Origin of the sequence: Pseudomonas sp. MWU16-30316, assembly GCF_020515645.1 — a bacterium.
In the GTDB taxonomy this organism is placed as follows: Bacteria; Pseudomonadota; Gammaproteobacteria; order Pseudomonadales; family Pseudomonadaceae; genus Aquipseudomonas; species Aquipseudomonas cerasi.
On record NZ_JAIZAZ010000003.1, the window covers coordinates 67913 to 92466 of the forward strand.

Sequence of the window (24554 nt, forward strand, 5' to 3'; positions counted from 1 at the left end):
ATGGCTATCGAGATCAAAGCCCCCTCTTTCCCGGAATCCGTTGCCGACGGCACCATTTCCACCTGGCACAAGCAGCCGGGCGATGCGGTAAAACGTGACGAGCTGCTGGTCGACATCGAGACCGACAAGGTCGTTCTCGAAGTACTGGCCGAAGCCGACGGCGTGCTGGTATCGATCGTGAAAGGCGAGGGCAGCACTGTCCTGTCCAACGAAGTGATTGCAACGCTGGACGCTGGTGCTACTGCTTCTGCTGCGCCAGCTGCCGCTGCGGCCGCGCCTGCCTCGGCTCCTGCTGCGGCTCCCGCTGCACCTGCCGGCGCTGGCGAAGAAGACCCGATTGCTGCGCCTGCTGCGCGTCAACTGGCTGAAGAAAACGGCATCAACCTGGCCAGCGTCAAGGGCACCGGTAAAGACGGCCGTATCACCAAGGAAGACGTGGTTGCTGCAGTTGAAGCGAAGAAATCCGCTCCGGCCGCTGCGCCTGCCGCCAAGCCTGCTGCCGCCGCGGCTCCTGTGGTCGCTGCTGGCGATCGCACCGAGAAGCGTGTGCCGATGACCCGCGTGCGTGCAACCGTTGCCAAGCGTCTGGTCGAAGCCCAGTCGAACATGGCGATGCTGACCACTTTCAACGAAGTCGACATGACCGAAGTCATGGCACTGCGTTCGAAGTACAAGGACCTGTTCGAGAAGTCGCACAATGGCGTACGCCTGGGCTTCATGTCGTTCTTCGTCAAGGCTGCCACTGAAGCGCTGAAGCGCTTCCCGGCCGTCAACGCGTCGATCGACGGTTCCGATATCGTTTACCACGGCTATGCTGACGTCGGTGTCGCGGTTTCCAGCGATCGCGGTCTGGTCGTACCGGTTCTGCGTAACGCAGAGCACATGAGCCTGGCTGAAATCGAAGGCGGCATCGCCACCTTCGGCAAGAAAGCCCGTGACGGTAAACTGTCCATCGACGAGATGACCGGCGGTACGTTCACTATCACCAATGGTGGTACTTTCGGTTCGATGATGTCGACGCCGATCGTCAACCCGCCACAGGCTGCAATTCTGGGCATGCACAACATTCTGCAGCGTCCGATGGCGGTCAATGGTCAGGTTGTGATTCGCCCGATGATGTATCTGGCGTTGTCGTATGATCACCGTTTGATCGACGGCAAGGAAGCGGTAACCTTCCTCGTGACCATCAAGAACCTGCTGGAAGATCCGGCTCGTCTGCTGCTGGATATTTGATGACGCAGCCCCGGGCTGCACACGACAGGCTGCGCAAGAGCGCAGTCTGTCGCACAGCCCGGGTCTTGCAGATTACATCTAATGAACAGGTTGCAACGCTCGTCTGTAAAGCATCACAGACCTGCCTGCAGCTTGCAGGTTAAAGCTCGCAGCTATAGAGGAATTCTTTTTTATGTCCCAGAAATTCGACGTGGTAGTGATTGGCGCAGGCCCTGGCGGTTATGTTGCCGCCATCAAGGCTGCGCAACTTGGTCTCAAGACTGCCTGCATCGAGAAGTATCAGGACAAGGAGGGCAAACTGGCCCTCGGCGGTACCTGCCTGAACGTGGGTTGCATTCCTTCCAAGGCACTGCTCGACAGCTCCTGGAAATTCTATGAAGCCAAGAACGGCTTCAGCGTGCATGGCATCTCGACCTCTGAACTGAACATCGACGTCCCAGCGATGATCGGCCGCAAGTCGACCATCGTCAAAGGCCTGACCGGCGGCGTTGCCAGCCTGTTCAAAGCCAACGGCGTGACCACGTTGCAGGGCCACGGCAAACTGCTGGCCGGCAAGAAAGTTGAACTGACCGCAGCCGATGGCACTGTCGAAATCATTGAAGCGGATCATGTGATCCTGGCTTCGGGTTCGCGTCCTATCGACATTCCGCCAGCGCCTGTTGACCAGAAAGTCATCGTCGATTCGACTGGTGCTCTTGAATTCCAACAGGTTCCACAGCGTCTGGGCGTGATCGGCGCTGGCGTGATCGGTCTGGAACTGGGTTCTGTCTGGGCTCGCCTGGGTGCCCAGGTTACCGTTCTGGAAGCGCTGGAGAAGTTCATCCCGGCAGCCGACGAAGCGGTTTCCAAGGAAGCGCTGAAAACCTTCAACAAGCAGGGCCTGGACATCAAGCTGGGCGCTCGCGTGACCGGTTCCAAGGTCGAAGGCGAGCAGGTTGTGGTCAGCTACACCGACGCTGCCGGCGAACAGTCGATCACCTTCGACCGTCTGATCGTTGCCGTGGGCCGTCGTCCGGTTACCACTGATCTGCTGGCTTCGGACAGCGGCGTCGATCTGGACGAGCGCGGTTTCATCTACGTTGATGACTACTGCACCACCAGCGTTCCGGGCGTATACGCCATTGGTGACGTGGTTCGCGGCCTGATGCTGGCGCACAAGGCCTCGGAAGAGGGCATCATGGTTGTCGAGCGCATCAAGGGCCACAAGGCCCAGATGAACTACAACCTGATCCCGTCGGTTATCTATACCCACCCGGAAATCGCCTGGGTCGGCAAGACCGAGCAGACGCTCAAGGCCGAAGGCGTTGAAGTCAACGTCGGTACGTTCCCGTTCGCAGCCAGCGGCCGTGCCATGGCAGCCAATGACACCGGCGGTTTCGTCAAGATCATTGCCGACGCCAAGACCGATCGCGTACTGGGTGTTCACGTTATTGGCCCGAGCGCTGCAGAACTGGTACAGCAGGGCGCAATCGCGATGGAATTCGGCAGCAGCGCAGAGGACATCGGCATGATGGTCTTTTCGCACCCGACCCTGTCCGAAGCGCTGCATGAAGCTGCACTGGCTGTGAATGGCGGCGCCATCCATATCCAGAATCGCAAGAAACGCTAAGACAACAAGAGAAACCACGGCGCAGTGCCCGTCGTTGGCCTTGCAAGCAGGGCTTACCGCGGAATCTGCGCCGGACTCGACCTCTCAGGCGGCTTCACGAGTGTCCCACGGCACTTGCGGAGTCCACCCGGAGTAGCGGTCACAGGTGGTGCGGCACGCCGACGTGCAGCACCGAATGCGCAGTACCTAAACGAAGACGGTAATAAGCATGAATCTTCACGAGTATCAGGGTAAGCAGCTGTTCGCTGAGTACGGCCTGCCAGTATCCAAGGGTTACGCGGTAGACACCCCGGAAGCAGCAGCAGAAGCCTGCGACAAGATCGGCGGGACCGAGTGGGTCGTCAAAGCCCAGGTTCACGCAGGTGGTCGCGGTAAAGCGGGCGGCGTAAAGCTGGTTCGCAGCAAGGAAGACGCTGCAGCGTTCGCTCAACAGTGGTTGGGCAAGCGCCTGGTGACTTACCAGACTGACGCCAACGGTCAGCCAGTGACCAAGATCCTGGTCGAGTCCTGCACCGACATCGCCAAAGAGCTGTATCTGGGCGCTGTGGTCGATCGTTCCAGCCGTCGTATCGTGTTCATGGCTTCCACCGAAGGTGGCGTGGACATCGAGAAGATCGCGCACGACACTCCTGAAAAGATTCTCAAGGCCACCATCGATCCACTGGTTGGCGCTCAGCCGTTCCAGGGTCGCGATCTGGCATTCCAGCTGGGTCTGGAAGGCAAGCAGGTCACTCAGTTCGCCAAGATCTTCACCGGTCTGGCCAAGCTGTTCCAGGACCATGACCTGGCACTGCTGGAAGTGAACCCGCTGGTGATCAAGGCTGACGGCGATCTGCACTGCCTGGACGCCAAGATCAACATCGACGCCAACGCCATGTACCGTCAGCCAAAGCTGAAGGGCTTCCACGATCCTTCGCAGGACGATCCTCGCGAAGCTCACGCCGCCAAGTTCGAACTGAACTACGTTGCGCTGGAAGGCAACATCGGCTGCATGGTCAACGGTGCCGGTCTGGCCATGGGTACCATGGACATCGTCAACCTGCATGGCGGCAAGCCTGCAAACTTCCTTGACGTTGGCGGCGGTGCCACCAAGGAACGTGTTACCGAAGCGTTCAAGATCATTCTGTCCGACGCCAACGTCGCTGCAGTTCTGGTCAACATCTTCGGCGGTATCGTTCGTTGCGACATGATTGCCGAAGGCATCATCGGCGCAGTGAAAGAAGTCGGCGTTAAAATCCCGGTTGTTGTTCGCCTTGAAGGCAACAACGCTGAGCTGGGCGCTAAAGTACTGGCAGAAAGCGGTTTGAACATCATCGCGGCTACCAGCCTGACCGACGCTGCTCAACAAGTTGTCAAAGCCGCGGAGGGCAAGTAATGAGCGTCCTGATCAATAAAGACACCAAGGTTATCTGCCAGGGTTTCACTGGTTCGCAAGGTACCTTCCACTCCGAGCAAGCCATTGCCTACGGCACCAAGATGGTTGGCGGCGTGACACCAGGCAAGGGCGGCACCACGCACCTGAACCTGCCAGTGTTCAACACTGTGAAAGAAGCGGTAGACACCACTGGCGCAACCGCCAGCGTCATCTACGTTCCGGCTCCTTTCTGCAAGGATTCCATCCTTGAAGCAGCGTTCGGCGGCATCAAGCTGATCGTGTGCATCACCGAAGGCATCCCGACCATCGACATGCTGGAAGCCAAGGTCAAGTGCGACGAGCTGGGTGTGGTCCTGATCGGCCCTAACTGCCCAGGCGTCATCACTCCGGGCGAGTGCAAGATCGGTATCATGCCAGGTCATATTCACTTGCCAGGCAAGGTAGGCATCGTGTCGCGCTCCGGCACCCTGACTTACGAAGCTGTGAAGCAGACCACTGACGCCGGTTTCGGCCAGTCCACCTGCGTCGGTATCGGCGGTGACCCGATCCCGGGCTCGAACTTCATCGACATCCTGAAGCTGTTCCAGGAAGACCCGAAGACCGAAGCGATCGTCATGATCGGCGAGATCGGCGGTTCGGCTGAAGAAGAAGCCGCTGCCTACATCAAGGCGCACGTGACCAAGCCGGTTGTTTCCTACATCGCTGGTGTGACTGCTCCTCCGGGCAAGCGCATGGGCCATGCCGGTGCAATCATCTCGGGTGGTAAAGGTACTGCAGACGAGAAGTTCGCTGCACTGCAGGACGCTGGCGTGAAAACCGTGCGCTCCCTGGCAGACATCGGCAAGGCCCTGGCCGAGCTGACCGGTTGGCCGACCAAGTAAGCCTCGCTTGCTTTTCGGGTAATCGACAAAAGCCACCTTCGGGTGGCTTTTGTTTGGGCCGCTGAAAAACGCAGCGGTGCGTCCTTGTGCTGCTTGCGTCTATCGATTGTTATTCATCTGCCATTCCTGACAGGTCAATTCCCATATCTGTTCCTGAGTGGTCCCGCAAACAAACTGTGCTTCCTGAACGGTCACAAGGCGCATGCCTTCGCGCCGCGACAGGCGGCACGACGCTTCATTAAGGGGCGCAGGACCAGGCGTGGCGAATACAGGGTCGGCGTGGGTATCGCACTCGGATGGGTGATGTCAGGCATGGAAATAAGCTGCCGGGTATAGAGAGGAGGCCCAATCTATCTGTCAGGAAACGGTTGGTCTGTCAGGCATTTCTCGTTTTACAGCGGCTTTTGCAGCTGCCAGTTCAGGGTGCGTTGTCGGGTGACTCGCCCTGAGACAGTGCATTTTCGAGCGAAGTTGGCTACCCTGTCCGCCGTTTTTGCGTTGCCCTCACGAGGGGCGTTTCGCAAGGTACTGCCACGTCTTACGCCGACGGGCTGCGTCTGCCCCATTCATGGGTGACGTCCCATCCCTTTTTCGATTCCGTGTGGTCCCTCGTAATGAAAGTGTTGAAAGGCCAGGACATCCTGGCACTCGGTTTTATGACATTTGCCCTGTTCGTCGGGGCTGGCAACATCATCTTTCCCCCTATAGTTGGCCTGCAAGCCGGGCCGCATGTGTGGATGGCAGCGCTGGGCTTTCTGGTCACTGCGGTTGGCTTGCCGGTCATTACCGTGATTGCTCTGGCCAGGGTCGGCGGCGCGATGGATGCCCTGAGCAGTCCGATTGGCAAGATCGCTGGCGGGGCGCTCGCTGCCGTCTGCTATCTGGCGGTCGGTCCGCTGTTCGCCACGCCACGTACCGCCACGGTATCGTTCGAAGTCGGCCTGGCACCTCTGACCGGCGACACCCCGATGGCATTGTTTCTCTACAGCCTGGTGTATTTTCTGGTGGTGTTCTGGGTTTCGCTGTACCCGGGGCGCTTGCTCGATACCGTCGGACGCTTTCTGGCGCCGCTGAAGATCATTGCGCTGGCGGTTCTGGGCATTGCGGCATTCGCCTTGCCGGCGGGCGGAATAGGGGAGGCGGAGCCCGCGTACGCCGCAGCACCGTTTTCCCAGGGGTTCATCAATGGTTACCTGACCATGGATACGCTGGGGGCGCTGGTCTTCGGTATCGTTATCGTCAATGCGATCCGCTCTCGCGGTGTCGAATCGCCCCGTCTGATCACTCGCTACGCGATCATTGCCGGGCTGATCGCCGGGGTGGGGTTGGCGCTGGTGTATGTCAGTCTGTTTCGCCTTGGTTCCGGCAGCCACGCCGTGGCGGCCGGTGCGAGCAATGGCGCAGCGGTTCTGCATGCCTACGTGCAACACACCTTCGGTTCGCTGGGCAGCGGGTTCCTTGCCGTGCTGATTTCCCTGGCGTGTCTGGTCACTGCAGTAGGCCTGACCTGTGCCTGCGCCGAATACTTTGCCAAGGTGCTGCCGCTGTCCTACAGAACGCTGGTGATTATCCTCGCCGTGTTCTCGCTGCTGGTGTCCAATCTCGGGTTGACCAAACTGATCCAGTTTTCGATTCCGGTGCTCACGGCGATTTATCCGCCGTGCATCGTTCTGGTCGCGCTGAGCTTCTGCAAGGAACTCTGGCAGAGCCAGGGACGCGTAGTGGCACCTGTGATGCTGGTTTCGCTGGTGTTTGGCCTGATCGATGCGCTGAAGGGCGCCGGTTTCGCCGACGCGCTGCCCGATGTTCTGAGCCATCTGCCGCTGGGTGATCAGGGGCTCGCGTGGCTGGTGCCTGCTGTTGTCACGCTGGTGGTCGCGGTGGTGGTCGACAGGGCCATGGGCAAGCGTAGCGAGGCGCTGGCTTGAAGGCCGTGCGTTAGACGATTGCGCAGGAAAAACCGTGTTGCATGAAAAGGCCCGCTATAAGCGGGCCTTTTTAGTTCTGCGAGCGTATCAGCCTTACTTGGTGGCTGGTGCTGCTTCTGGCGCCTTGTCGGCGTTTTCATTGACGCGCTGCTGAGCGGCTTCAGCGTTCTTCTGAGCGGCTTCCTGGCTTTCCTTGGCCGCGTCATTCACTTTTTCCTGAGCCTTTTCCATCGACTCCTGGGACTGCTGAGCTGCCTTGTTGGCATCTTGCTGAGTGTTTTCGGACTTTTTGTCACAGGCGGCAAGGCCCAGGGTGGCAGAAAGCATCAAGGCATAGGCTAAAGATTTACGCATGGGGTGTTTCTCCTTATTAAGTATTCACGAGCCTAAGAGCCTGCCCCCGCGAGTTAAGTTCCACCCGTGACGACAATAATGGGGAGCGCTGTTGCACGGCCGTTACACACTGATGAAACCGGGCCGATCATGAGCCTTTCCGGTGAGCGCCGAGCAAGCCGGTTCGCCTTGTGACCGGTACACGAAACAAGCTCCACGCATCATTGGCTCTTGAAATCCCCGACCCAGCCCCCACCTTGATGACTACCCGCTGTCACACAGGCTGCTGCCTGACCGTGACGGCTTATACCATCCAGATCGGAGTTTGATGATTATGAGTGTGGAAACTCAAAAGGAAACCCTGGGCTTCCAGACCGAGGTAAAGCAACTGCTGCACCTCATGATCCATTCGCTGTATTCCAACAAGGAAATTTTCCTTCGCGAATTGATCTCGAACGCGTCTGACGCGGTCGACAAATTGCGTTTTGAAGCGTTGTCCACGCCCGAGTTGCTGGAAGGCGGCGCGGAGCTGAAAATTCGTGTGAGCTTCGACAAGGACGCGAAGACCGTTACGCTTGAAGACAACGGCATCGGTATGAGCCGTGAAGACGTGATCACCCACCTGGGCACGATCGCCAAGTCCGGCACCGCTGATTTCATGAAAAACCTGTCGGGCGACCAGAAGAAGGACTCGCACCTGATCGGTCAGTTCGGCGTGGGCTTCTACTCGGCGTTCATCGTAGCCGATCAGGTCGAAGTGTTCAGCCGCCGTGCCGGCACGCCAGCGAGCGAAGGCGTGCACTGGTCCTCCAAGGGCGAAGGCGAGTTCGAAGTTGCCACCGTCGACAAGGCTGATCGTGGCACCCGCATTGTTCTGCACCTGAAAAACGGTGAAGAGGAATTCGCTGACGGCTACCGCCTGCGTAACATCATCAAGAAATACTCCGACCATATCGCCTTGCCGATCGAACTGCCCAAAGAGCAGGCTCCGGCAGCCGAAGGCGAGGAGGCGCCGGCGCTGGAGTGGGAAACCGTCAACCGCGCCAGCGCACTCTGGACCCGTCCGCGCACCGAGGTGAAGGACGAGGAGTATCAGGAGTTCTACAAGCATGTCGCGCACGACTACGAGAACCCGCTGAGCTGGAGCCATAACAAAGTCGAAGGCAAGCTGGAATACACCTCGCTGCTGTACGTGCCTGCGCGTGCGCCGTTCGATCTGTATCAGCGTGAAGCCCCGCGTGGCCTCAAGCTTTACGTCCAGCGCGTGTTCGTGATGGATCAGGCAGAGTCGTTCCTGCCGCTGTACATGCGCTTCGTCAAGGGCGTGGTCGACTCCAATGACCTGTCGCTGAACGTTTCCCGCGAAATCCTGCAGAAAGACCCTATCATCGACTCGATGAAGTCGGCGTTGACCAAGCGCGTGCTGGACATGCTGGAGAAGCTGGCGAAAAACGAGCCCGAGAAGTACAAGGGTTTCTGGAAAAACTTTGGTCAGGTCCTCAAGGAAGGTCCTGCAGAAGACTTCGCCAACAAGGAAAAAATTGCCGGTCTGCTGCGTTTCGCATCAACGTCCGACGACAGCGGCGAACAGAGCGTTTCTCTGGCCGAGTACCTGGCGCGTGCCAAGGAAGGTCAGGACAAGATTTACTACCTCACTGGCGAATCCTACGCACAGGTCAAGAACAGCCCGCACCTTGAGGTCTTCCGCAAGAAGGGCATCGAAGTGCTGCTGCTCACCGATCGTATCGACGAGTGGCTGATGAGCTACCTGAGCGACTTCGATGGCAAGGGCTTTGTGGATGTGGCGCGTGGTGACCTGGATCTGGGCAATCTTGACTCCGAAGAGGACAAGAAGGCTCAGGAAGAGATCGCCAAGGACAAGGAAGGTCTGATCGAGCGCCTGAAAGCCGCGCTGGGTGAGTCGGTGAGCGAAGTGCGGGTTTCCCATCGTCTGACCGATTCGCCTGCGATTCTGGCCATTGGCGAGCAGGATATGGGGCTGCAAATGCGTCAGATTCTGGAGGCCAGCGGGCAGAAGGTGCCAGACTCCAAGCCTATCTTCGAATTCAACCCGGCTCACCCGTTGATCGGCAAGCTTGATGCCGAACAGAGCGAAGACCGCTTCGGCGATCTGTCGCACATCCTGTTCGATCAGGCCGCGCTGGCCGCCGGTGACAGCCTCAAGGATCCGGCCGCTTACGTGCGCCGTCTGAACAAGTTGCTGGTAGAACTGTCGGTTTGATAGCCGGTTGACAAGAAACCCGCCTCGGCGGGTTTTTTGTTTCAGTTCCCGCGACACGTCTTTCATCTCTCCAACGATCAGGAGTCAGTAATGAGCAGCAATATCGAAATTCGTTCTGTGGTCTATCAGATTGATGGTCAGCCCTATGAAAGCCGTCTGGTGTACGACACCCATGCTACTGCTGCACAGCCAGGTCTGTTGATGGCGCCCAACTGGATGGGCGTCAGCAAGGGCGCCGAAGACATCGCCAAAGCGGTAGCAGCCGAGGGCTATGTCGTGTTGCTGGCTGACCTGTATGGTCAGCAGATTCGCCCCGGTAACAATGACGAGGCGGGCGCTGCCATGACGCCGCTCAAGAACGATCGCAGCCTGCTGCGCAAGCGTATGCAGGCAGGACTCGACCAGTTGTTGAGCCAGGGGGATGTGGCTCTGGACTCAAGCAGAATCGCAACCTTCGGCTTCTGCTTCGGCGGCTGCTGCTCTCTGGAGCTTGCGCGTACCGGTGCTGAACTGAAAGCCGCGATTTCCTTCCACGGCACGCTGGATACGCCTAACCCGGCTGACGCCAAAAACATCAAGGGCTCGGTGCTGGTCCTGCACGGTGCTTCTGACCCGTTGGTGCCGAAAGAGCAACTGCCGGCTTTCGAAGACGAGATGAATGCCGCAGGCGTGGACTGGCAGCTGTACAGCTACGGTGGTGCATTCCACTCCTTCACAGATCCGCACGCCAACGTGCCGGGCATGATGATGTACGACGCCAAAGTGTCGAACCGCGCGTTCAAGTCGATGCATGATTTGCTGAAAGAAGTGTTCGGCTGAATGAATACCTATCGCGCCTAGGGCGTGCCGGAGAACACTATCGTGCCCATGCTCCGCGTGGGCATACCGGAGAACACCAGCCACTTTTCCCCATTCACAAAAAAGGCGCCTCGAAAGGCGCCTTCTTTGTTTGTCGCAAAAGCGGTATTACTTGCCCGCCCAGCGCTTCAAGACCAGCGTGGCGTTGGTGCCGCCGAAGCCGAAGCTGTTGCTCATGACCAGATCGATCTTCGCATCTTCCTGGGTCTTGAGCAGGATAGGCATGTCGGCAACCACCGGGTCCAGCTCGTCGATGTTGGCCGAACCTGCGATGAAGTTGTTTTCCATCATCAACAGGCAGTAGATCGCTTCGTGGACACCTGCGGCGCCCAGCGAGTGGCCCGACAGGCTCTTGGTGGAGCTGATCGCCGGAGCGTTGGCGCCGAATACTTCGCGCACGCCTTCCATCTCCTTGGCGTCGCCGACCGGAGTCGAGGTGCCGTGGGTGTTGATGTAGTCAATGGCACCCGAATCGATGTCGCCCAGCGCCATCTTCATGCAACGAATGGCGCCTTCACCGCTTGGTGCGACCATGTCGTAGCCATCGGAGGTCGCGCCGTAGCCGACGATCTCTGCGTAGATCTTCGCGCCACGCGCCAGAGCGTGTTCGAGTTCTTCGACAACGACCATGCCGCCACCACCGGCAATGACGAAACCGTCACGCTTGGCGTCGTAGGCACGCGAGGCTTTTTCCGGCGTTTCGTTGTACTGGGTGGACAGTGCACCCATCGCGTCGAACAGGAACGACTGGCTCCAGTGCTCTTCTTCGCCGCCACCGGCAAAGACGATGTCCTGCTTGCCCAGCTGGATCTGCTCGACAGCGTTGCCGATGCAGTGTGCGCTGGTGGCGCAGGCGGACGAGATGGAGTAGTTCACACCCTTGATCTTGAACGGCGTGGCCAGGCAGGCCGAAACGGTGCTGCCCATGGTCCGCGTGACGCGGTACGGGCCGACGCGCTTGACGCCTTTCTCGCGCAGGGTGTCCAGCGCTTCCATCTGGTTCAGGGTCGAGGCGCCGCCGCTGCCGGCGATCAGGCCGGTGCGCACGTTGGAAACCTGCTCGTCGGTCAGGCCAGAATCGGTGATGGCGTCTTTCATCGCCAGGTAGGCATAGGCTGCCGCATGGCCGACGAAACGGAAGATCTTGCGATCGATCAGCTCTTCCAGGTTCAGGTCGATGGAGCCGGAAACCTGGCTGCGCAGACCCATTTCGGCATATTCCGGGTTGAAGCGGATGCCAGGGCGGTTAGCACGCAGGTTAGCGGTGACGGTGTCTTTGTCATTGCCCAAGCAGGAAACAATACCCAGACCAGTGATAACGACGCGGCGCATGCGAGTACCCTTAGAAATTTTCAGTGGAAGTGAACACGCCGACCCGGAGGCCTTCGGCGGTATAAATTTCGCGACCGTCGACACTGACCGAACCGTCGGCGATGGCCAGGTTCAGTTTGCCCTTCAGGACGCGCTTGATGTGGATGTTGTAAGTGACCTTCTTGGCGGTAGGCAGCACCTGACCGAAAAACTTCACTTCGCCTGAACCCAGGGCACGACCACGGCCGGGGTTGCCCTGCCAGCCAAGATAGAAACCGACCAACTGCCACATGGCGTCGAGGCCCAGGCATCCAGGCATGACCGGATCACCTTCGAAGTGGCAGGCAAAGAACCACAGGTCCGGATTGATATCCAGTTCGGCGACCAACTCACCCTTGCCGAACTTGCCGCCCTCATCACTGATGTGCGTGATGCGATCAACCATCAGCATGTTGGGGGCGGGCAGTTGCGCATTACCTGGGCCGAACAGCTCGCCACGACTGCAGCGCAGCAGGTCTTCCCGGGTAAAGGCGTGTTGTTTGGTCATGCGAGCTCCTCAATAATCTTGTGCGGCAGGTTGTGGCGCCACTGGCCCGAACGCCAGTTCTGGCGTGTTATTTTCGCCAGGACCCTGTCCGGCAGCCTACTCATAGACTGTTGCGTTGTAATGAAAGTCACAGCGCAGGTGAAATCAAGGTACACCTGTACACTGAATTTTGTCATTCAGCCGATTTTGCTGGCCGATCTGGATGCCAAGACTGCCGCAATTTAACATTTATCGCCAGTCACAGGTGCTTCAAAGGACAGCCAGCGCTGTAAAACCTGCTGTAAATCAGCATGTTTGAAGGGTTTGGGCAGGTAATCATCCATTCCTGCCTGCAAGCAGGCGTCCCGATCACCCTGTAACGCGTTGGCCGTCAGGGCAATGATTGGGATTCGCTCCAGCCCGGAAAGTTGCCTGATTCGACGGGTGGCCTCATAGCCATCCATGACCGGCAGTCGGCAATCCATGAGAATCAGCGCGTGGTTGCCTGCGCTTGCCTTCGCCACCGCTTCGGCACCGTCGACAGCGATGTCGACCTCGCACCCCAGATTACGCAACATGGCCTGCACCACCGTGCGGTTCACGGGGTTGTCTTCGACCAGCAGAATGCTGCGCTCCCGGCCATGTGCATCAAGTATCGACAGCGGCTTGGCAATATCCACCGAAGCGTCGCGCGAGACGGGCAGGGGGATCTGCAGTGTGAACAGCGAGCCCGAACCTTCCGCGCTTTCGGCGTGCAAGGTGCCGCCCATGCGTTCGGCCAGGGTCCGCGCAATCGGCAGCCCCAGCCCCGTGCCGCCGTAACGTCTGGAAATCGAGCTGTCGGCCTGCTTGAACGCATCGAACATCGATTCCAGTCGCTCGGCGTCGATACCGATGCCGCTGTCCTGAACCGCGCAGGTAAAGTGCAGCCGCTCATCGTCGAGCATTGCCCACCTGGCGTCGACGCAGACCTTGCCTTGCTCGGTGAATTTAAGCGCGTTGCCGATCAGGTTTACCAGAATCTGGCGAATGCGGGTCGGGTCGCCTATGACGTTTATCGCCTCAAGACCTGGCTGAATGTGCAGTTCCAACAGCAGCTTGCGTTGCGCGGCGCTGTGGTTGAAGGCGTGGGTCGAGGCGCTGACCAGTTCAGCCAGGTTGAACGGTATGCCTTCCATTTGCAGGGCATCGCGCTCGATGCGGGAAAAATCGAGGATGTCGTTGATGACCCGCAGCAGATGCTCGGTGGATTCGGTCGGCAGCGTTGCGTACTCGCTCTGCTCGTGGGTCATCTGCGTGGTTTCCAGCAACTGCAACATGCCCAGTACACCGTTCATGGGCGTACGCAGTTCGTGACTCATCATGGCCAGAAAATCCGATTTGGCTCGGTTGGCCTGTTCGGCTTCTTCCCGGGTCTGGATCAGTTGTGCCACCGAGCGTTGCTGCTCGAGGCTGGCGCGGTGCAGGTTCTCCGCCAGGTTGTTGATGTGCCGCGCCAGCGCACCCAGCTCGGCATCATCGCTGACCGGCATGGGTGTGTGGTAATCGCCCTGTTGAATCGCTTTGAGGGCTTCGCCCATAGCGCTGATGGGTCTGGACAGGCTCAAGGCCAGGCTGCGCGCCAGCAGAAAGGCGAACAGCAAGGCCACCATCGCCAGGACGCCAGCCTTGAGCAGGATCTCTTGCTGACGTCGGCTGAATGCTTCGCTGGACATACCTACCAGCACCCGGCCCAGATAACTCTGTGAAGCGCCCTGCGCGGGTTGGCTTTTCCCTGCGGCGGGGGTGCCTGGATTGCCATGAATGGTGGTGCGCTGCGGCTGAACGGGGGCCAGAAACACTTCCATCTGCCGGGTCTGCTGCTCGTTTTCGCGCGGCTGGTCTATGTAGATTACGGCGGTGTTGGAGCTGTCCTGAATTTCCACATAGCGAACGCTGGGCATGGACAAGGTGGCGCGCATCAACGCCTTGAGCCCTTCGATATCGCCCGAGGTCACGCCTGGCTCGACCGCAGTCGCCAGCTGATTGGCGATCAGTTGCCCGGTGTGATTGAGCTCCTGACGCAGGTCCTGAATACGCACGAACGTAAAAAAGCTGATCAACAGAGCTGTCAGCAACAGGGCAGGGCCAAGGCTGATGATCTGTGTGCGGGTATTGATGTCCCAATGCCGAAACTTCATCGACTGTGGGCCTCGCGCGCAACGCACTGCGGAGGTGGTTCGATTGATGCGTCCATGCCTGTTCGCCCGGTGGTCGCGAATCGCTCCGGCTGCACAAGGCAGGGCCGATTCGTGATGATTCATGCTGTGCGCGCATGTTAACCGAGATGGCGCGTGTTTCCAGCGAACTTGTTGATGGATGCCATCCTGCGTGCATAACAGATCAGCTTTGTCGCTGGCTGATAACGTGTTGCTCCGTATAATGACGGCATCGCCACTTGAATGGCTCTGGATGGATAGTTTTATGACCACACAGCAACCCGTCGCGGTGCTTGGCGGTGGCAGCTTCGGTACGGCCATTGCCAATCTGCTGGCCGAGAACGGCCATCAGGTTCGTCAGTGGATGCGCGATCCGGAGCAGGCTGAGGCCATTCGCGTCAATCGTGAAAACCCCCGTTACCTCAAGGGTATCAAGATTCGTCCTGAAGTCGAGCCGGTCACCGACCTGACGGCGGTGCTCGACGCCAGCGAACTGATCTTCGTCGCCTTGCCATCGAGTGCCTTGCGCTCGGTGCTGTCGCCTCACGTCGAGCGCCTCAATGGCAAGATGCTGGTGAGCCTGACCAAGGGAATTGAAGCGCAGAGCTTCAAGCTGATGAGTCAGATCCTCGAAGAGATCGTCCCGCAGGCGCGTATCGGCGTGTTGTCCGGGCCCAACCTGGCGCGGGAAATCGCGGAGCATGCGTTGACTGCAACAGTGGTTGCCAGTGAAGACGAAGCGCTGTGTCAGGCGGCTCAGGCTGCATTGCACGGGCGCACCTTTCGCGTCTATGCCAGCAATGACCGCTTTGGTGTCGAGCTGGGCGGGGCACTGAAGAACGTCTACGCGATTATTGCCGGGATGGCGGTGGCGCTGGACATGGGCGAAAACACCAAGAGCATGCTGATCACCCGGGCGCTGGCGGAAATGACCCGTTTTGCGGTCAGCCAGGGCGCCAACCCGATGACCTTTCTCGGCCTGGCCGGGGTGGGCGATCTCATCGTCACCTGCTCCTCGCCGAAAAGCCGCAACTATCAGGTCGGCTTTGCGCTGGGCCAGGGGTTGACGCTGGATGAAGCGGTCACCCGCCTGGGCGAGGTGGCCGAGGGCGTGAACACCCTCAAGGTGCTCAAGGTCAAGGCGCAGGAAGTGCAGGTCTACATGCCGTTGGTCGCCGGGCTGCATGCGATTCTTTTTGAAGGCCGTACGCTCAGCCAGGTCATCGAGGCACTGATGCGGGCCGAGCCCAAGACGGACGTCGATTTCATTTCGATTACCGGCTTTAATTGAATTCAGTCTGATCAGGAGAAGGTCTTGAACGAATCGAAAATCCAGCACAACGAATCGATCCTGCTGCGCATTCTGTGGATGCTGCTGTTTCTGGGTGTATGGCACGTCGCGCAAATCATTCTGGCGGGCGTGGTGCTGGTGCAATTGGTTTATCGCCTGATTTACGGCGCGCCGAATGGCGGCCTGATGAACTTCGGCGACAGCATCAGCCAGTACCTGGCGCAGATCGGTCGTTTCGGCACCTTTCATAGCGACCACAAACCCTGGCCTTTCGGCGACTGGCCAGCGCCGCGCGCGCCCGAAGGCGAGGCGGCCCATCATGTCCCGTCAGCGGCCCAGCCGGTGCGCGATGAGGAGCCAAGGCCATGAAGGTTTGGGTACTGCGTCATGGCGAAGCGCAGTCGCGGGCGCGCAGTGATGCCGAACGCGAGTTGACTGCACACGGACGTGAGGAAGTGCTGAAAAGTGCGCTGCACCTGACAGACAAGCCCGTGCAACGGATCATCGCAAGTCCCTACGTGCGAGCACAACAGACTGCCGAGCTGGTGCGTCAGTCGTTGGCATTCGATGACTCGATCGTCACCGCGCCCTGGCTTACACCCGACAGCAGCCCGCGTGAGGTGCTGGCGCAACTGGACAAGCTGGGTGTCGACGAAGTGCTGCTGGTCAGCCATCAGCCTCTGGTGGGCGAACTGATCGGGGTACTGGCGCACGGCAGCCCGCAGCAGGCCGAGTCGATGAGCACGGCCAGTCTTGCCGAGTTGGAAGGCGAGTTCTTAGTGGCAGGCGGGATGCGCCTCAACAGCGTCAGGCACGTCTGAACGGTCTGTGCGAGCAATGAATGACCGCCGCGAATGCGGCTCTTCCGGAAAAAGGATTTAGCATGAGCATATGGCGTCAGGCTCCCGATATCGAAGCCCTCATGGCGGCTCAAAAGAACACCATTGGCGAGGTGCTGGACATTCGCTTCGAGTCTTTCACCGATGATTCCCTTACGGCCAGCATGGTGGTCGATCAACGTACCCACCAGCCTTTCGGACTGCTGCACGGCGGCGCATCCGTGGTCCTGGCCGAGTCGCTGGGATCGATGGCCAGTTATCTGATAGTCGACCCGAGCAAGTACTTTTGCGTCGGGCTGGAGGTCAACGCCAACCATTTGCGCGGTGTGCGTGCCGGCCGTGTCACCGGTGTGGTCAGGCCCGTGCATATAGGCCGGACCACGCATGTGTGGGACATCCGTATCAGCAACGACGAAGGCAAGCCAAGCTGCATTTCGCGCTTGACGGTGGCCGTTGTACCGCATGGCAAAGAGCCTCCAGTCAATTGAGTGTTTTCAGCTATTACGGACGCATTCTCAGGTCCGGTTTGGCCGTTGTGAGAGGGTATCTTTTCTCTTAGTGTTTGAGTGTTCCCTGGAAGGAGCACTCATTCTCAGGAGGATTGATAATGACCGAAGAAAAGCCAGCCTCACCCGGAGAGAGCCCTGCGCCTGAACACACGGTTGCGTCTGAAACGCCTGCTTTGCCGGGCAGTTCACCGCCCTTTGGCGGAATACTCACCGGTCAACCGATATCTGCTGCAACTCCGCCTGCTGCCAAGGCTCCACCGCAACACGGTGAATTGAATCTGGAAAAGCGCTTGAAGGCGGTCTATGCGGATAACCTGATGGCCTCAGCCGAGTTCATGGCCTTGCGTGATGATGCCGACATGCTGTTCGACAAGCTGAAGGTCCAGTTTCCCGACAATGGTGCCCTCGCGCTGTTCCAGCCGTTGTCGGATGTCGCAGTACAAGCCATGCAGTTAGCCATCCTGGATTTCAGAAAGGCCAAGCCCTCTGCTGAGGCCAAGGCCCTTGCCAAACAGTCTTTTGGTTTTCAGGTCGCCTATATAAAGGCTTGCCTGGACCGTTTTACCCAAGCTTTATAGGCCTTCACGCCGCTCCGACCGCCGTATCGGGTAATCCTGATGGCCGGAGTGACACCTGCGATGGCGGTTCCAGTCATTGCCGATCTGCAAAGCAACTTGGCACAATCGTGACTCGCCCGCTCATGGAAGTATTGGCATGTCGCAACCCGTGTTCTTTGCTCACGCCAATGGCTTCCCTTCAGCGACGTACAACAAGCTGTTTTGCGCGCTGGCACCGGAGTATTCGGTGGCTCATCTTGAGCAACACGCCCATGATCCGCGTTTTCCGGTAGATGACAACTGGCTGAATCTGGTCGATGAGTTGCTCCACCATCTGCGTGAGCAGCCGGGCCCGGTGTGGGGGGTAGGGCACTCGCTCGGCGGCGTGTTGCACCTGCATGCCGCATTGCGCTGCCCGGAACTCTATCGGGGCGTGGTGATGCTGGACTCACCGGTCCTGGGGCTGGCTGATCAGTTAGTCATACGCGCTGCCAAGCGGCTGGGTTTTATCGACCGCATCACGCCAGCGGGTCGCACCCTGGGCCGGCGTGAGGCGTTTGACGATCTGCAGTCGGCACGCGCCTACTTCGCGGGCAAGACCCTGTTCAGCCGCTTCGATCCCGACTGCCTGACCGCCTACCTGCAACATGGTCTGCGCGAAGACGGCGGGCAGTGGCGTCTGCGTTTCGACCCGGCGACCGAGATCAGCATCTACCGCAGTATCCCGCACACCAGCCCAATGCCGTCACGGCAACTCAAGGTGCCGCTGGCCATGGTGCGCGGCAAACACAGCCGGGTGATCATGCCTCATCATGGTTATCTGGCCCGACGCATGCGCGAAGGCGAATACCTGTCCATGCCCGGAGGGCACATGTTTCCCCTTGAACGACCGGATGAAACCGCATTGCTGCTCAAGGCGCTGCTGGCTCGCTGGGACGCGCGCAGCGCCTCAAGGGGGACGGCGTGACGTTTACCGTGGAGGAGGTGCGTTTCAATCTGGGCCATATCGAACTGGCGGCGCATCTTTACGGCCCCGAGGACGGCCAGCCGGTGATTGCCCTGCATGGCTGGCTCGACAACGCCAACAGCTTTGCCCGTCTGGCACCGCAACTGGAGGGCCTGCGCATTGTGGCGCTTGATCTGGCCGGGCATGGTCATTCAGAGCATCGGCCTGCCGGGGCGTCCTATGCGCTGGCCGACTATGTGTTTGATGTGCTGCAGGTCGCCGAGCAATTGGGCTGGCCGCGCTTCGCCCTGATGGGACATTCGCTGGGCGCGATCATTTCGGTATTGCTGGCCGGGTCGTTGCCGGAGCGCATCACGCGGCTGGCACTGATCGATGGTTTGATTCCCTTGACCAGTGACCCCGAATCCGCTGCCGAGCGCATGGGCTCGGCCATGCAGGCACAGCTCAGGCTGTCGGGCAAGAAAAAGCCGGTTTACGAAGATCTACAACGCGCTGTCCAGGCGCGAATGAAAGGCACCGTTCCGGTCAGTCGCGAGGCTGCAGAATTACTCGCGCAGCGCGGCCTGATGCCGGTACCCGGCGGCTATACCTGGCGCAGCGACAGTCGCCTGACCTTGCCGTCTGCGATACGTCTCACGCATCAGCAGGCAATGTCTTTCGTCAATGCTATCCGTTGCCCGACGCAACTGCTGGTCGCTGCGGGCGGTATGCTGGCGAAAAACCAGCTTGTGCTGTCCGGACTGCCTTTCGACGTCGTGCAGCTTGAAGGTGGCCATCATCTGCACCTGGATGACCAGCAGGGTGCGAGCGCTGTTGCACACTGTATCAATCGCTTCTTCGCTGCTTCTTGACTTGAGACCGGCAACTGCCGACGCTGGACGGGTTGAAACAGGAGTCAACCGTGATGGATCAATCCGCAGCCTCTGGTGACCGCCTCGCTGGCGATCTTTTATATTTTCACTCCCTGCTTGCCTGCCAATGAGAGCACTCATGCGTTTATCAAGTGTTCCCGTTGTTGCCTTGTGCATGTCTATGTTCAGCGCTGTGCTGTGCGCCGCCGATGTACCAGGCAGCAGCGATCTGCAGATCCTGCCGCGTCTGGCCGACACGGAAATCGTCGATTATCGTCCGGCTGCCGAGCTCGAACGGGTCTATCCCATGGGCTCGATCCGCAAGATCAGCGGCCAGTTGCGTTTCGACGGCCAGGTCAGTGCGCGTGGCAATCTGACGTCGGTCACCTATCAGTTACCTGCAGAGCGGACTTCCGACGACGCCTTCACCGCGGCTCGTGAAACCTTGCAGCAGCAGGGCGCCGAGCTGTTGTTCTGGTGCCAGGCGCGCGACTGCGGAGAAAGCAGCCTGTGGGCCAACGAAGTGTTCGGCAACGCCAAACTGTATGGCGCGGATGACCGCCAGGCTTACCTGTTGCTGCGTCTGGCAGAGCCGCGCAGCGACACGCTGGTAGCGCTTTACAGCATCACCCGTGGCAACCGCCGGGCCTACCTGCATGTCGAGCAGTTTGAATCCTCTGCGCCACTGGGCGAACTGCTGCCGACCTCGGCCACCTTGCTGCGCCAGCTGCGAAGCACCGGCAAGCTGGAACTGCCCCGTCTGAGCGGCGAACCACAGGATGCCTGGATTACCCTCGTTTCCCGCGCCCTCAATCAGGACAGCAGCCTGCGCGCCACGGTGTCCGGACCCAGTGCCGGCGCCTGGCTTGACGCCCTGATCGCCAAAGGTGTTCGCGCTGCCCGGCTCGAGGCGGGCGTCACTGAAGGCAAAGGGCTCAAGATCGAGGTTATCCGCTAGAACAGCGATGGCGGACGCGCAGGTTCGCCATTATGCTCGCTCCCTCCGATCCTTTTTAGTGGATAGCGCATGTTCAACAATGACCGTCTGTTGGTGCAGATTCTGCTGCTGGCGCTGTTTGGTGCCTGTCTCTGGGTGATGGCGCCGTTCTGGTCGGCGCTGGTCTGGGGCGCGGTACTGGCCTTCGCCAGCTGGCCGTTGATGCGTTTGCTGACCCGCTGGTTCAAGGGCCGTGAGTCGTTGGCCGCGCTGGTGATGTGCCTGTGCTGGATGCTGCTGGTCGCGGCGCCGCTGGTATGGCTGGGCTTCAATCTCGCCGACCATGTGCGTGACGCTACAGGCCTGATCAAGGATATTCAGGTCGACGGCTTGCCCGATCCACCGCAATGGCTGGCGGGTATTCCGCTGGTGGGCGAACGACTGGTAGCGCTGTGGACCACCATCGATCAGCAAGGCGCGGCGTTCATGGCGACGCTCAAACCGCATCTGGGTCAGGTCGGTAACTGGGTGCTGGCACGCAGTGCGCAGATTGGCAGCGGGATTCTGGAACTGACCCTGAGCATCGTCTTCGCCTTCTTTTTTTACAGGGACGGTCCGCGCCTGGCCGCATTCGTGCTCAGCCTGCTGGAGCGCCTGATCGGGGAGCGCGCCCAGTATTATCTGGATCTGGTCGCTGGCACGGTGCAACGCGTGGTCAACGGGGTCATCGGTACGGCAGCGGCCCAGGCGGTACTGGCGCTGATCGGCTTCCTGATCGCGGGCATTCCCGGCGCGTTGGTGCTGGGTATTCTGACTTTTCTGTTCAGTCTGATCCCGATGGGCCCACCCCTGGTCTGGCTGCCTGCCACTGCCTGGCTGGTCTGGCAGGGCGAGTACGGCATGGCGATATTTCTGGGCATCTGGGGGATGTTCATCATCAGTGGCGTGGACAACGTGCTCAAGCCATACCTGATCAGCAGGGGCGGCAATCTGCCGCTGGTGATTGTCTTGTTGGGTGTGTTCGGCGGATTGCTGGCGTTCGGCTTCATCGGCCTGTTCATCGGCCCGACGCTGCTGGCAGTCGCTTACAGCCTGCTGACCGACTGGGTCGGCAGCGAGCGTGCCCGCAGCCGCTGACGGCGAAAGTTTCCGCCGCGCCACGACGGGCGGCGGAGCCTCGCTTTACGCAGCGGTATCCAGGTACTTGCCGACCGGCTTGCTGCTCTGGGTGTCATATTTTTCGCTGAGTGCGGCGATCATCTTGTTCAAGGCCTGAGTCGCAATCTGGTTGGTGTTGCCCTGATCAATGGTGCTGTCACTCTGTTTCAACGCGGCAGACAACTCGGAGACGCTGATACTGTCGTTGCTATCGCTGTCCAGCGCACTGAACAGGCTGGCGCTGTCAGTACTGCCGGAGGTGCTCATCTGCGCAGGCGGCATACCGGCAGGAGGCTGTTGCGGTTGCATACCGGCGACCAGCTCCTCAAGGCTGACTGTGCCGTCCTCGTCAGTGTCCAGTGCATCGAACACTTGGCTGCTGTTCGCCGTACTGCCCGCATTGCTCAGGCCGGTGGTCAGCTCGTCGCTGCTAATGGCGCCATCGCCATCGCTGTCCAGCGCGCCGAGCAGATCTTCTGCCTGTTCATCGACCGACTGCATGGGCGGCGGCGGAGGTGGTGTCATCGCGGCCAGCTCGTCGGCATCGAGGCTGTCATCGTCGTTGCTGTCCAGATCGCTGAATGCCTTGCTCAGGCTCACAGTGATGCCATCCTTGCTGTTCGACGACAGGGCCGAGCTCAGCTCGTTCTTGCCAATGCTGCCGTCGCCATCGGTGTCCAGCTTGGCCAGCAGCTCTTCCTGAAACTTCTTGTTGCTGGTGCTGGAGGTTGCACTGGTCGAACTGGTGTAGCTGGAGAAACTGCTGCTTATCCCACTGATCATTGGTCTCACTCCCCTGAGATGAATGTACCCGGTAACGGTGTACCGGCTTTTGCAGACTCGGGGCGTCAGTTGTCGAGGGGATGTAGGCTTTGTACGCGGAGCGTTACAGAGTGCGTCACAGTCGTGGCAGGTCCAGTATCGCCGTCAGGCCGCCGCCTGGCGTTTGCGCGAGCGACAGCTCGCCGCCGATACGCCGCGCCGCTTCCCGCGCAATGCTCATGCCCATGCCTATACCGCCGGAGTTGCGGTTGCGAGAACCTTCCAGTCGGTAGAACGGCTCGAACACGGCTTCGTGAAACTCAGGTGCAATGCCAGGCCCGTGATCGACCACGGAGATGCGCACCCGCTCGCTGCTGTCCTCGATCACGATGTGTACGCTGCCGGCATAACGCAGAGCGTTGTCGACCAGATTCTGCAGGCACGAGCGCAGTGCCATCGGCTGCGTCTTCAGCGGTTTGCACTGGCCTTCGTACTGTACGTCGTCGCCATTGTCCTGGGCATTCTCGGCCTGCGACTCGATCAGTGCCTGCAGGTCGAACTGCTGCAGGCCTTCGCTGCGTCGGTGTTCATTGAGGTAGGCGAGCGTGGCGTCGAGCATGCTGATCATGTCATTGAGGTCCTGAGTCATCTGGCCATGCAGCCTGGGCTCTTCGATCTGTTCGACACGCAGCTTGAGCCGCGAAAGGGGGGTGCGCAGGTCATGGGATACCGCAGCCAGCATGCGCCCGCGCTGCTGCATCTGTTCGCGGATCTTGCGTTGCATCAGATTGAAGGTGTGCGCAGCCTGTCGGGCTTCCTGCGGACCGCTGATTTCCAGTGGCGGGCTGTCGAGGTCTTCACTCAGGCGCTCGGCTGCTTCGCTCAGGCTCTGCACGGGACGGCTGAGGGCCTTGGCGCCGTACCACGCGGCAATGATCAGGGTGATGAACTGGAAAAACAGCAAGATGACCGGGCCACCGAGCATCGGCGGTCTGTGCATGGGCCGCTGATCGAATTGCCCATGTTCGGCGTTGAACTCGTTGGACGGCGGCGGCGGGGGGCGCATGCCGTACTGGGTGAACCAGATGAAGGCCAGCAGGTGCGCCAGCAGAATGGCCAGCAAGGCGCCACCAAACAGACGCGCAAACAGTGTATCGAATCTGCGGATCAACCCAGCTCCCTGGCATCGAACAGATAGCCTTCACCGCGCACGGTTTTGATCAGTTGCGGATTCTTCGGATCATCGCCGAGCTTCTGGCGCAGGCGCGAGACCAGTAAATCGATGCTGCGGTCAAACGCCTCGATCGAGCGGCCTCGGGCAGCATCGAGCAACTGCTCGCGGCTCAGCACCCGATGCGGCCGTTCGAGAAACACACGTAACAGGCGAAACTCGGCGTTGGACAGCGGCACCACGAGGCCGTCGGCGGCGGTCAACTGACGCAGGACGCTATTCAGGCGCCAGGCGTCAAAGCGAATGGTGGTGCGCTGATCGCTGCGTTCGTCGCGGACCCGGCGCAGAATGGTCTGGATGCGCGCGACCAGTTCACGCGGCTCGAACGGTTTGGCCATGTAATCGTCGGCACCCAGTTCCAAGCCGATGATCCGGTCAGTCGGTTCACAGCGTGCGGTCAGCATCAGAATAGGGATATCCGATGTACTGCGCAGCCAGCGGCACAGTGACAGCCCGTCTTCACCGGGCAGCATCAGGTCCAGCACCACGACATCGAAGGTTTCATCGGTCAATGCCTGACGCATCTGCGTGCCATCGGTGACGCCACGAGCGTTGATATTGAAGCGCGTCAGGTAATCGCAGAGCAGCTCGCGAATGGCCACATCGTCATCGACGATCAGCGCACGAACGCTCCAGCGCTGCTCGGTCGATGTGGCATCCAGGGGGGTATCGGGAAGTGCTTGCATAATGCGTCTGTCGCCTGCTTGTGCCGCCATGGACTGGCTGCTGTTGAAGATCAACGCTGCCCCTCATGCTACTTCGCCGGGAGGCTCGGCGGTAGGGTGGCGCGACCGGATGTCGTGCGCATGTCATAAATGTATCGAGATTGATACGAGCGCCTGTCGAGCCTGCCCTGCGAAGCTCACCCTGATAGTTATGACAGTATCCAGTGTCGCGCAACTGCCGTTTAATCGAACGGGCTACCGGCCTGGATGGCTGGTTCTGGGCAGACAAGTTT

Annotated in this window: 23 protein-coding genes and 1 pseudogene; 16 read left to right on the forward strand and 8 right to left on the reverse strand. The window is 59.7% G+C overall.

Annotated elements, in window-relative coordinates; all coding sequences use genetic code 11:
- The 4 genes from odhB to sucD all read left to right on the forward strand — a co-directional run bounded on the left by odhB (nt 1) and on the right by sucD (nt 5098).
- Nucleotides 1-1233 (forward strand): 2-oxoglutarate dehydrogenase complex dihydrolipoyllysine-residue succinyltransferase, encoded by a 1233-nt coding sequence (odhB, locus tag LCH65_RS11430; protein ID WP_003433108.1) that lies wholly within the window; start codon nt 1-3, stop codon nt 1231-1233.
- Between the two features lie 172 nt (nt 1234-1405).
- Nucleotides 1406-2842 carry a dihydrolipoyl dehydrogenase gene (lpdA, locus tag LCH65_RS11435; RefSeq protein ID WP_003409846.1) on the forward strand — a complete coding sequence of 479 codons (1437 nt, stop codon included), beginning with the start codon at nt 1406-1408 and terminating at the stop codon, nt 2840-2842.
- Nucleotides 2843-3050: 208 nt separating this feature from the next.
- Nucleotides 3051-4217 (forward strand): ADP-forming succinate--CoA ligase subunit beta, encoded by a 1167-nt coding sequence (gene sucC / locus LCH65_RS11440; RefSeq protein ID WP_003316561.1) that lies wholly within the window; start codon nt 3051-3053, stop codon nt 4215-4217.
- Nucleotides 4217-5098 carry a succinate--CoA ligase subunit alpha gene (gene sucD, locus LCH65_RS11445; RefSeq protein ID WP_003316562.1) on the forward strand — a complete coding sequence of 294 codons (882 nt, stop codon included), beginning with the start codon at nt 4217-4219 and terminating at the stop codon, nt 5096-5098. The genes sucC and sucD overlap by 1 nt, the downstream gene beginning before the upstream one ends.
- A 99-nt stretch (nt 5099-5197) precedes the next feature.
- Here the strand turns inward: sucD and LCH65_RS11450 are convergent.
- A pseudogene (locus tag LCH65_RS11450) lies at nt 5198-5347 on the reverse strand (GNAT family N-acetyltransferase); the annotation flags it as partial.
- Nucleotides 5348-5712: 365 nt separating this feature from the next.
- Between LCH65_RS11450 and brnQ the strand changes: the two are divergent.
- Nucleotides 5713-7026 (forward strand): branched-chain amino acid transport system II carrier protein, encoded by a 1314-nt coding sequence (gene brnQ / locus LCH65_RS11455; RefSeq protein ID WP_003433107.1) that lies wholly within the window; start codon nt 5713-5715, stop codon nt 7024-7026.
- A gap of 93 nt (nt 7027-7119) precedes the next feature.
- Here the strand turns inward: brnQ and LCH65_RS11460 are convergent, their stop codons facing one another.
- On the reverse strand, nt 7120-7380 hold the full coding sequence (locus LCH65_RS11460; protein ID WP_226439482.1) for a hypothetical protein: 261 nt from the start codon (nt 7378-7380) through the stop codon (nt 7120-7122).
- A 313-nt stretch (nt 7381-7693) separates the two neighbouring features.
- Between LCH65_RS11460 and htpG the strand changes: the two genes are divergently transcribed.
- Both htpG and LCH65_RS11470 read left to right on the forward strand, forming a co-directional pair.
- On the forward strand, nt 7694-9601 hold the full coding sequence (htpG, locus tag LCH65_RS11465; RefSeq protein WP_003366712.1) for a molecular chaperone HtpG: 1908 nt from the start codon (nt 7694-7696) through the stop codon (nt 9599-9601).
- Nucleotides 9602-9691: 90 nt separating this feature from the next.
- Nucleotides 9692-10420 carry a dienelactone hydrolase family protein gene (locus tag LCH65_RS11470; protein ID WP_003366714.1) on the forward strand — a complete coding sequence of 243 codons (729 nt, stop codon included), beginning with the start codon at nt 9692-9694 and terminating at the stop codon, nt 10418-10420.
- A 147-nt stretch (nt 10421-10567) separates the two neighbouring features.
- On the opposite strand, the gene fabB is transcribed toward LCH65_RS11470, so the two are convergent.
- The 3 genes from fabB to LCH65_RS11485 all read right to left on the reverse strand — a co-directional run bounded on the left by fabB (nt 10568) and on the right by LCH65_RS11485 (nt 14476).
- A complete protein-coding gene (gene fabB / locus LCH65_RS11475; protein ID WP_054081897.1) occupies nt 10568-11791 on the reverse strand; it encodes a beta-ketoacyl-ACP synthase I in 1224 nt (407 codons plus the stop codon).
- Between the two features lie 10 nt (nt 11792-11801).
- Nucleotides 11802-12317, reverse strand: a complete 516-nt coding sequence (fabA, locus tag LCH65_RS11480) for a 3-hydroxyacyl-[acyl-carrier-protein] dehydratase FabA (RefSeq protein ID WP_003316569.1) — start codon at nt 12315-12317, stop codon at nt 11802-11804.
- A 221-nt stretch (nt 12318-12538) separates the two neighbouring features.
- Nucleotides 12539-14476, reverse strand: coding sequence for an ATP-binding protein (locus LCH65_RS11485; RefSeq protein ID WP_226439580.1), 1938 nt, complete (start codon nt 14474-14476; stop codon nt 12539-12541).
- Between the two features lie 283 nt (nt 14477-14759).
- Between LCH65_RS11485 and LCH65_RS11490 the strand changes: the two genes are divergently transcribed.
- The 9 genes from LCH65_RS11490 (at nt 14760) to LCH65_RS11530 (ending at nt 21582) form a co-directional block, all read left to right on the forward strand.
- A complete protein-coding gene (locus tag LCH65_RS11490; RefSeq protein WP_226439483.1) occupies nt 14760-15785 on the forward strand; it encodes an NAD(P)H-dependent glycerol-3-phosphate dehydrogenase in 1026 nt (341 codons plus the stop codon).
- Nucleotides 15786-15809: 24 nt separating this feature from the next.
- A complete protein-coding gene (locus tag LCH65_RS11495) occupies nt 15810-16154 on the forward strand; it encodes a DUF4389 domain-containing protein (protein ID WP_003433099.1) in 345 nt (114 codons plus the stop codon).
- Nucleotides 16151-16606: a phosphohistidine phosphatase SixA gene (sixA, locus tag LCH65_RS11500; protein WP_054081895.1), complete on the forward strand. Its 456-nt coding sequence runs from the start codon at nt 16151-16153 to the stop codon at nt 16604-16606. The genes LCH65_RS11495 and sixA overlap by 4 nt, the downstream gene beginning before the upstream one ends.
- Nucleotides 16607-16668: 62 nt before the next feature.
- A complete protein-coding gene (locus tag LCH65_RS11505; RefSeq protein WP_003366728.1) occupies nt 16669-17112 on the forward strand; it encodes a hotdog fold thioesterase in 444 nt (147 codons plus the stop codon).
- A 119-nt stretch (nt 17113-17231) separates the two neighbouring features.
- A complete protein-coding gene (locus LCH65_RS11510; protein WP_226439484.1) occupies nt 17232-17711 on the forward strand; it encodes a hypothetical protein in 480 nt (159 codons plus the stop codon).
- A 136-nt stretch (nt 17712-17847) separates the two neighbouring features.
- Nucleotides 17848-18657 carry an alpha/beta hydrolase gene (locus tag LCH65_RS11515; RefSeq protein WP_065350102.1) on the forward strand — a complete coding sequence of 270 codons (810 nt, stop codon included), beginning with the start codon at nt 17848-17850 and terminating at the stop codon, nt 18655-18657.
- Entirely contained in the window at nt 18654-19508 is an 855-nt protein-coding gene (locus tag LCH65_RS11520; protein ID WP_072364656.1) for an alpha/beta hydrolase, read from the forward strand. The genes LCH65_RS11515 and LCH65_RS11520 overlap by 4 nt, the downstream gene beginning before the upstream one ends.
- 139 nt (nt 19509-19647) lie before the next feature.
- A complete protein-coding gene (locus tag LCH65_RS11525) occupies nt 19648-20466 on the forward strand; it encodes a DUF4892 domain-containing protein (protein WP_044308391.1) in 819 nt (272 codons plus the stop codon).
- A gap of 69 nt (nt 20467-20535) precedes the next feature.
- Nucleotides 20536-21582, forward strand: coding sequence for an AI-2E family transporter (locus LCH65_RS11530; RefSeq protein WP_044308390.1), 1047 nt, complete (start codon nt 20536-20538; stop codon nt 21580-21582).
- Nucleotides 21583-21627: 45 nt separating this feature from the next.
- Here the strand turns inward: LCH65_RS11530 and xopAW are convergent, their stop codons facing one another.
- The 3 genes from xopAW to LCH65_RS11545 form a co-directional block, all read right to left on the reverse strand.
- A complete protein-coding gene (gene xopAW / locus LCH65_RS11535; RefSeq protein ID WP_003366739.1) occupies nt 21628-22386 on the reverse strand; it encodes an EF-hand domain-containing protein in 759 nt (252 codons plus the stop codon).
- 115 nt (nt 22387-22501) lie between these two features.
- Entirely contained in the window at nt 22502-23536 is a 1035-nt protein-coding gene (locus LCH65_RS11540) for a HAMP domain-containing sensor histidine kinase (protein WP_058396467.1), read from the reverse strand.
- On the reverse strand, nt 23533-24282 hold the full coding sequence (locus LCH65_RS11545) for a response regulator (protein ID WP_004661894.1): 750 nt from the start codon (nt 24280-24282) through the stop codon (nt 23533-23535). Before LCH65_RS11545 ends, LCH65_RS11540 begins: the two co-directional genes overlap by 4 nt.
- Nucleotides 24283-24554: the final 272 nt, after the last annotated feature.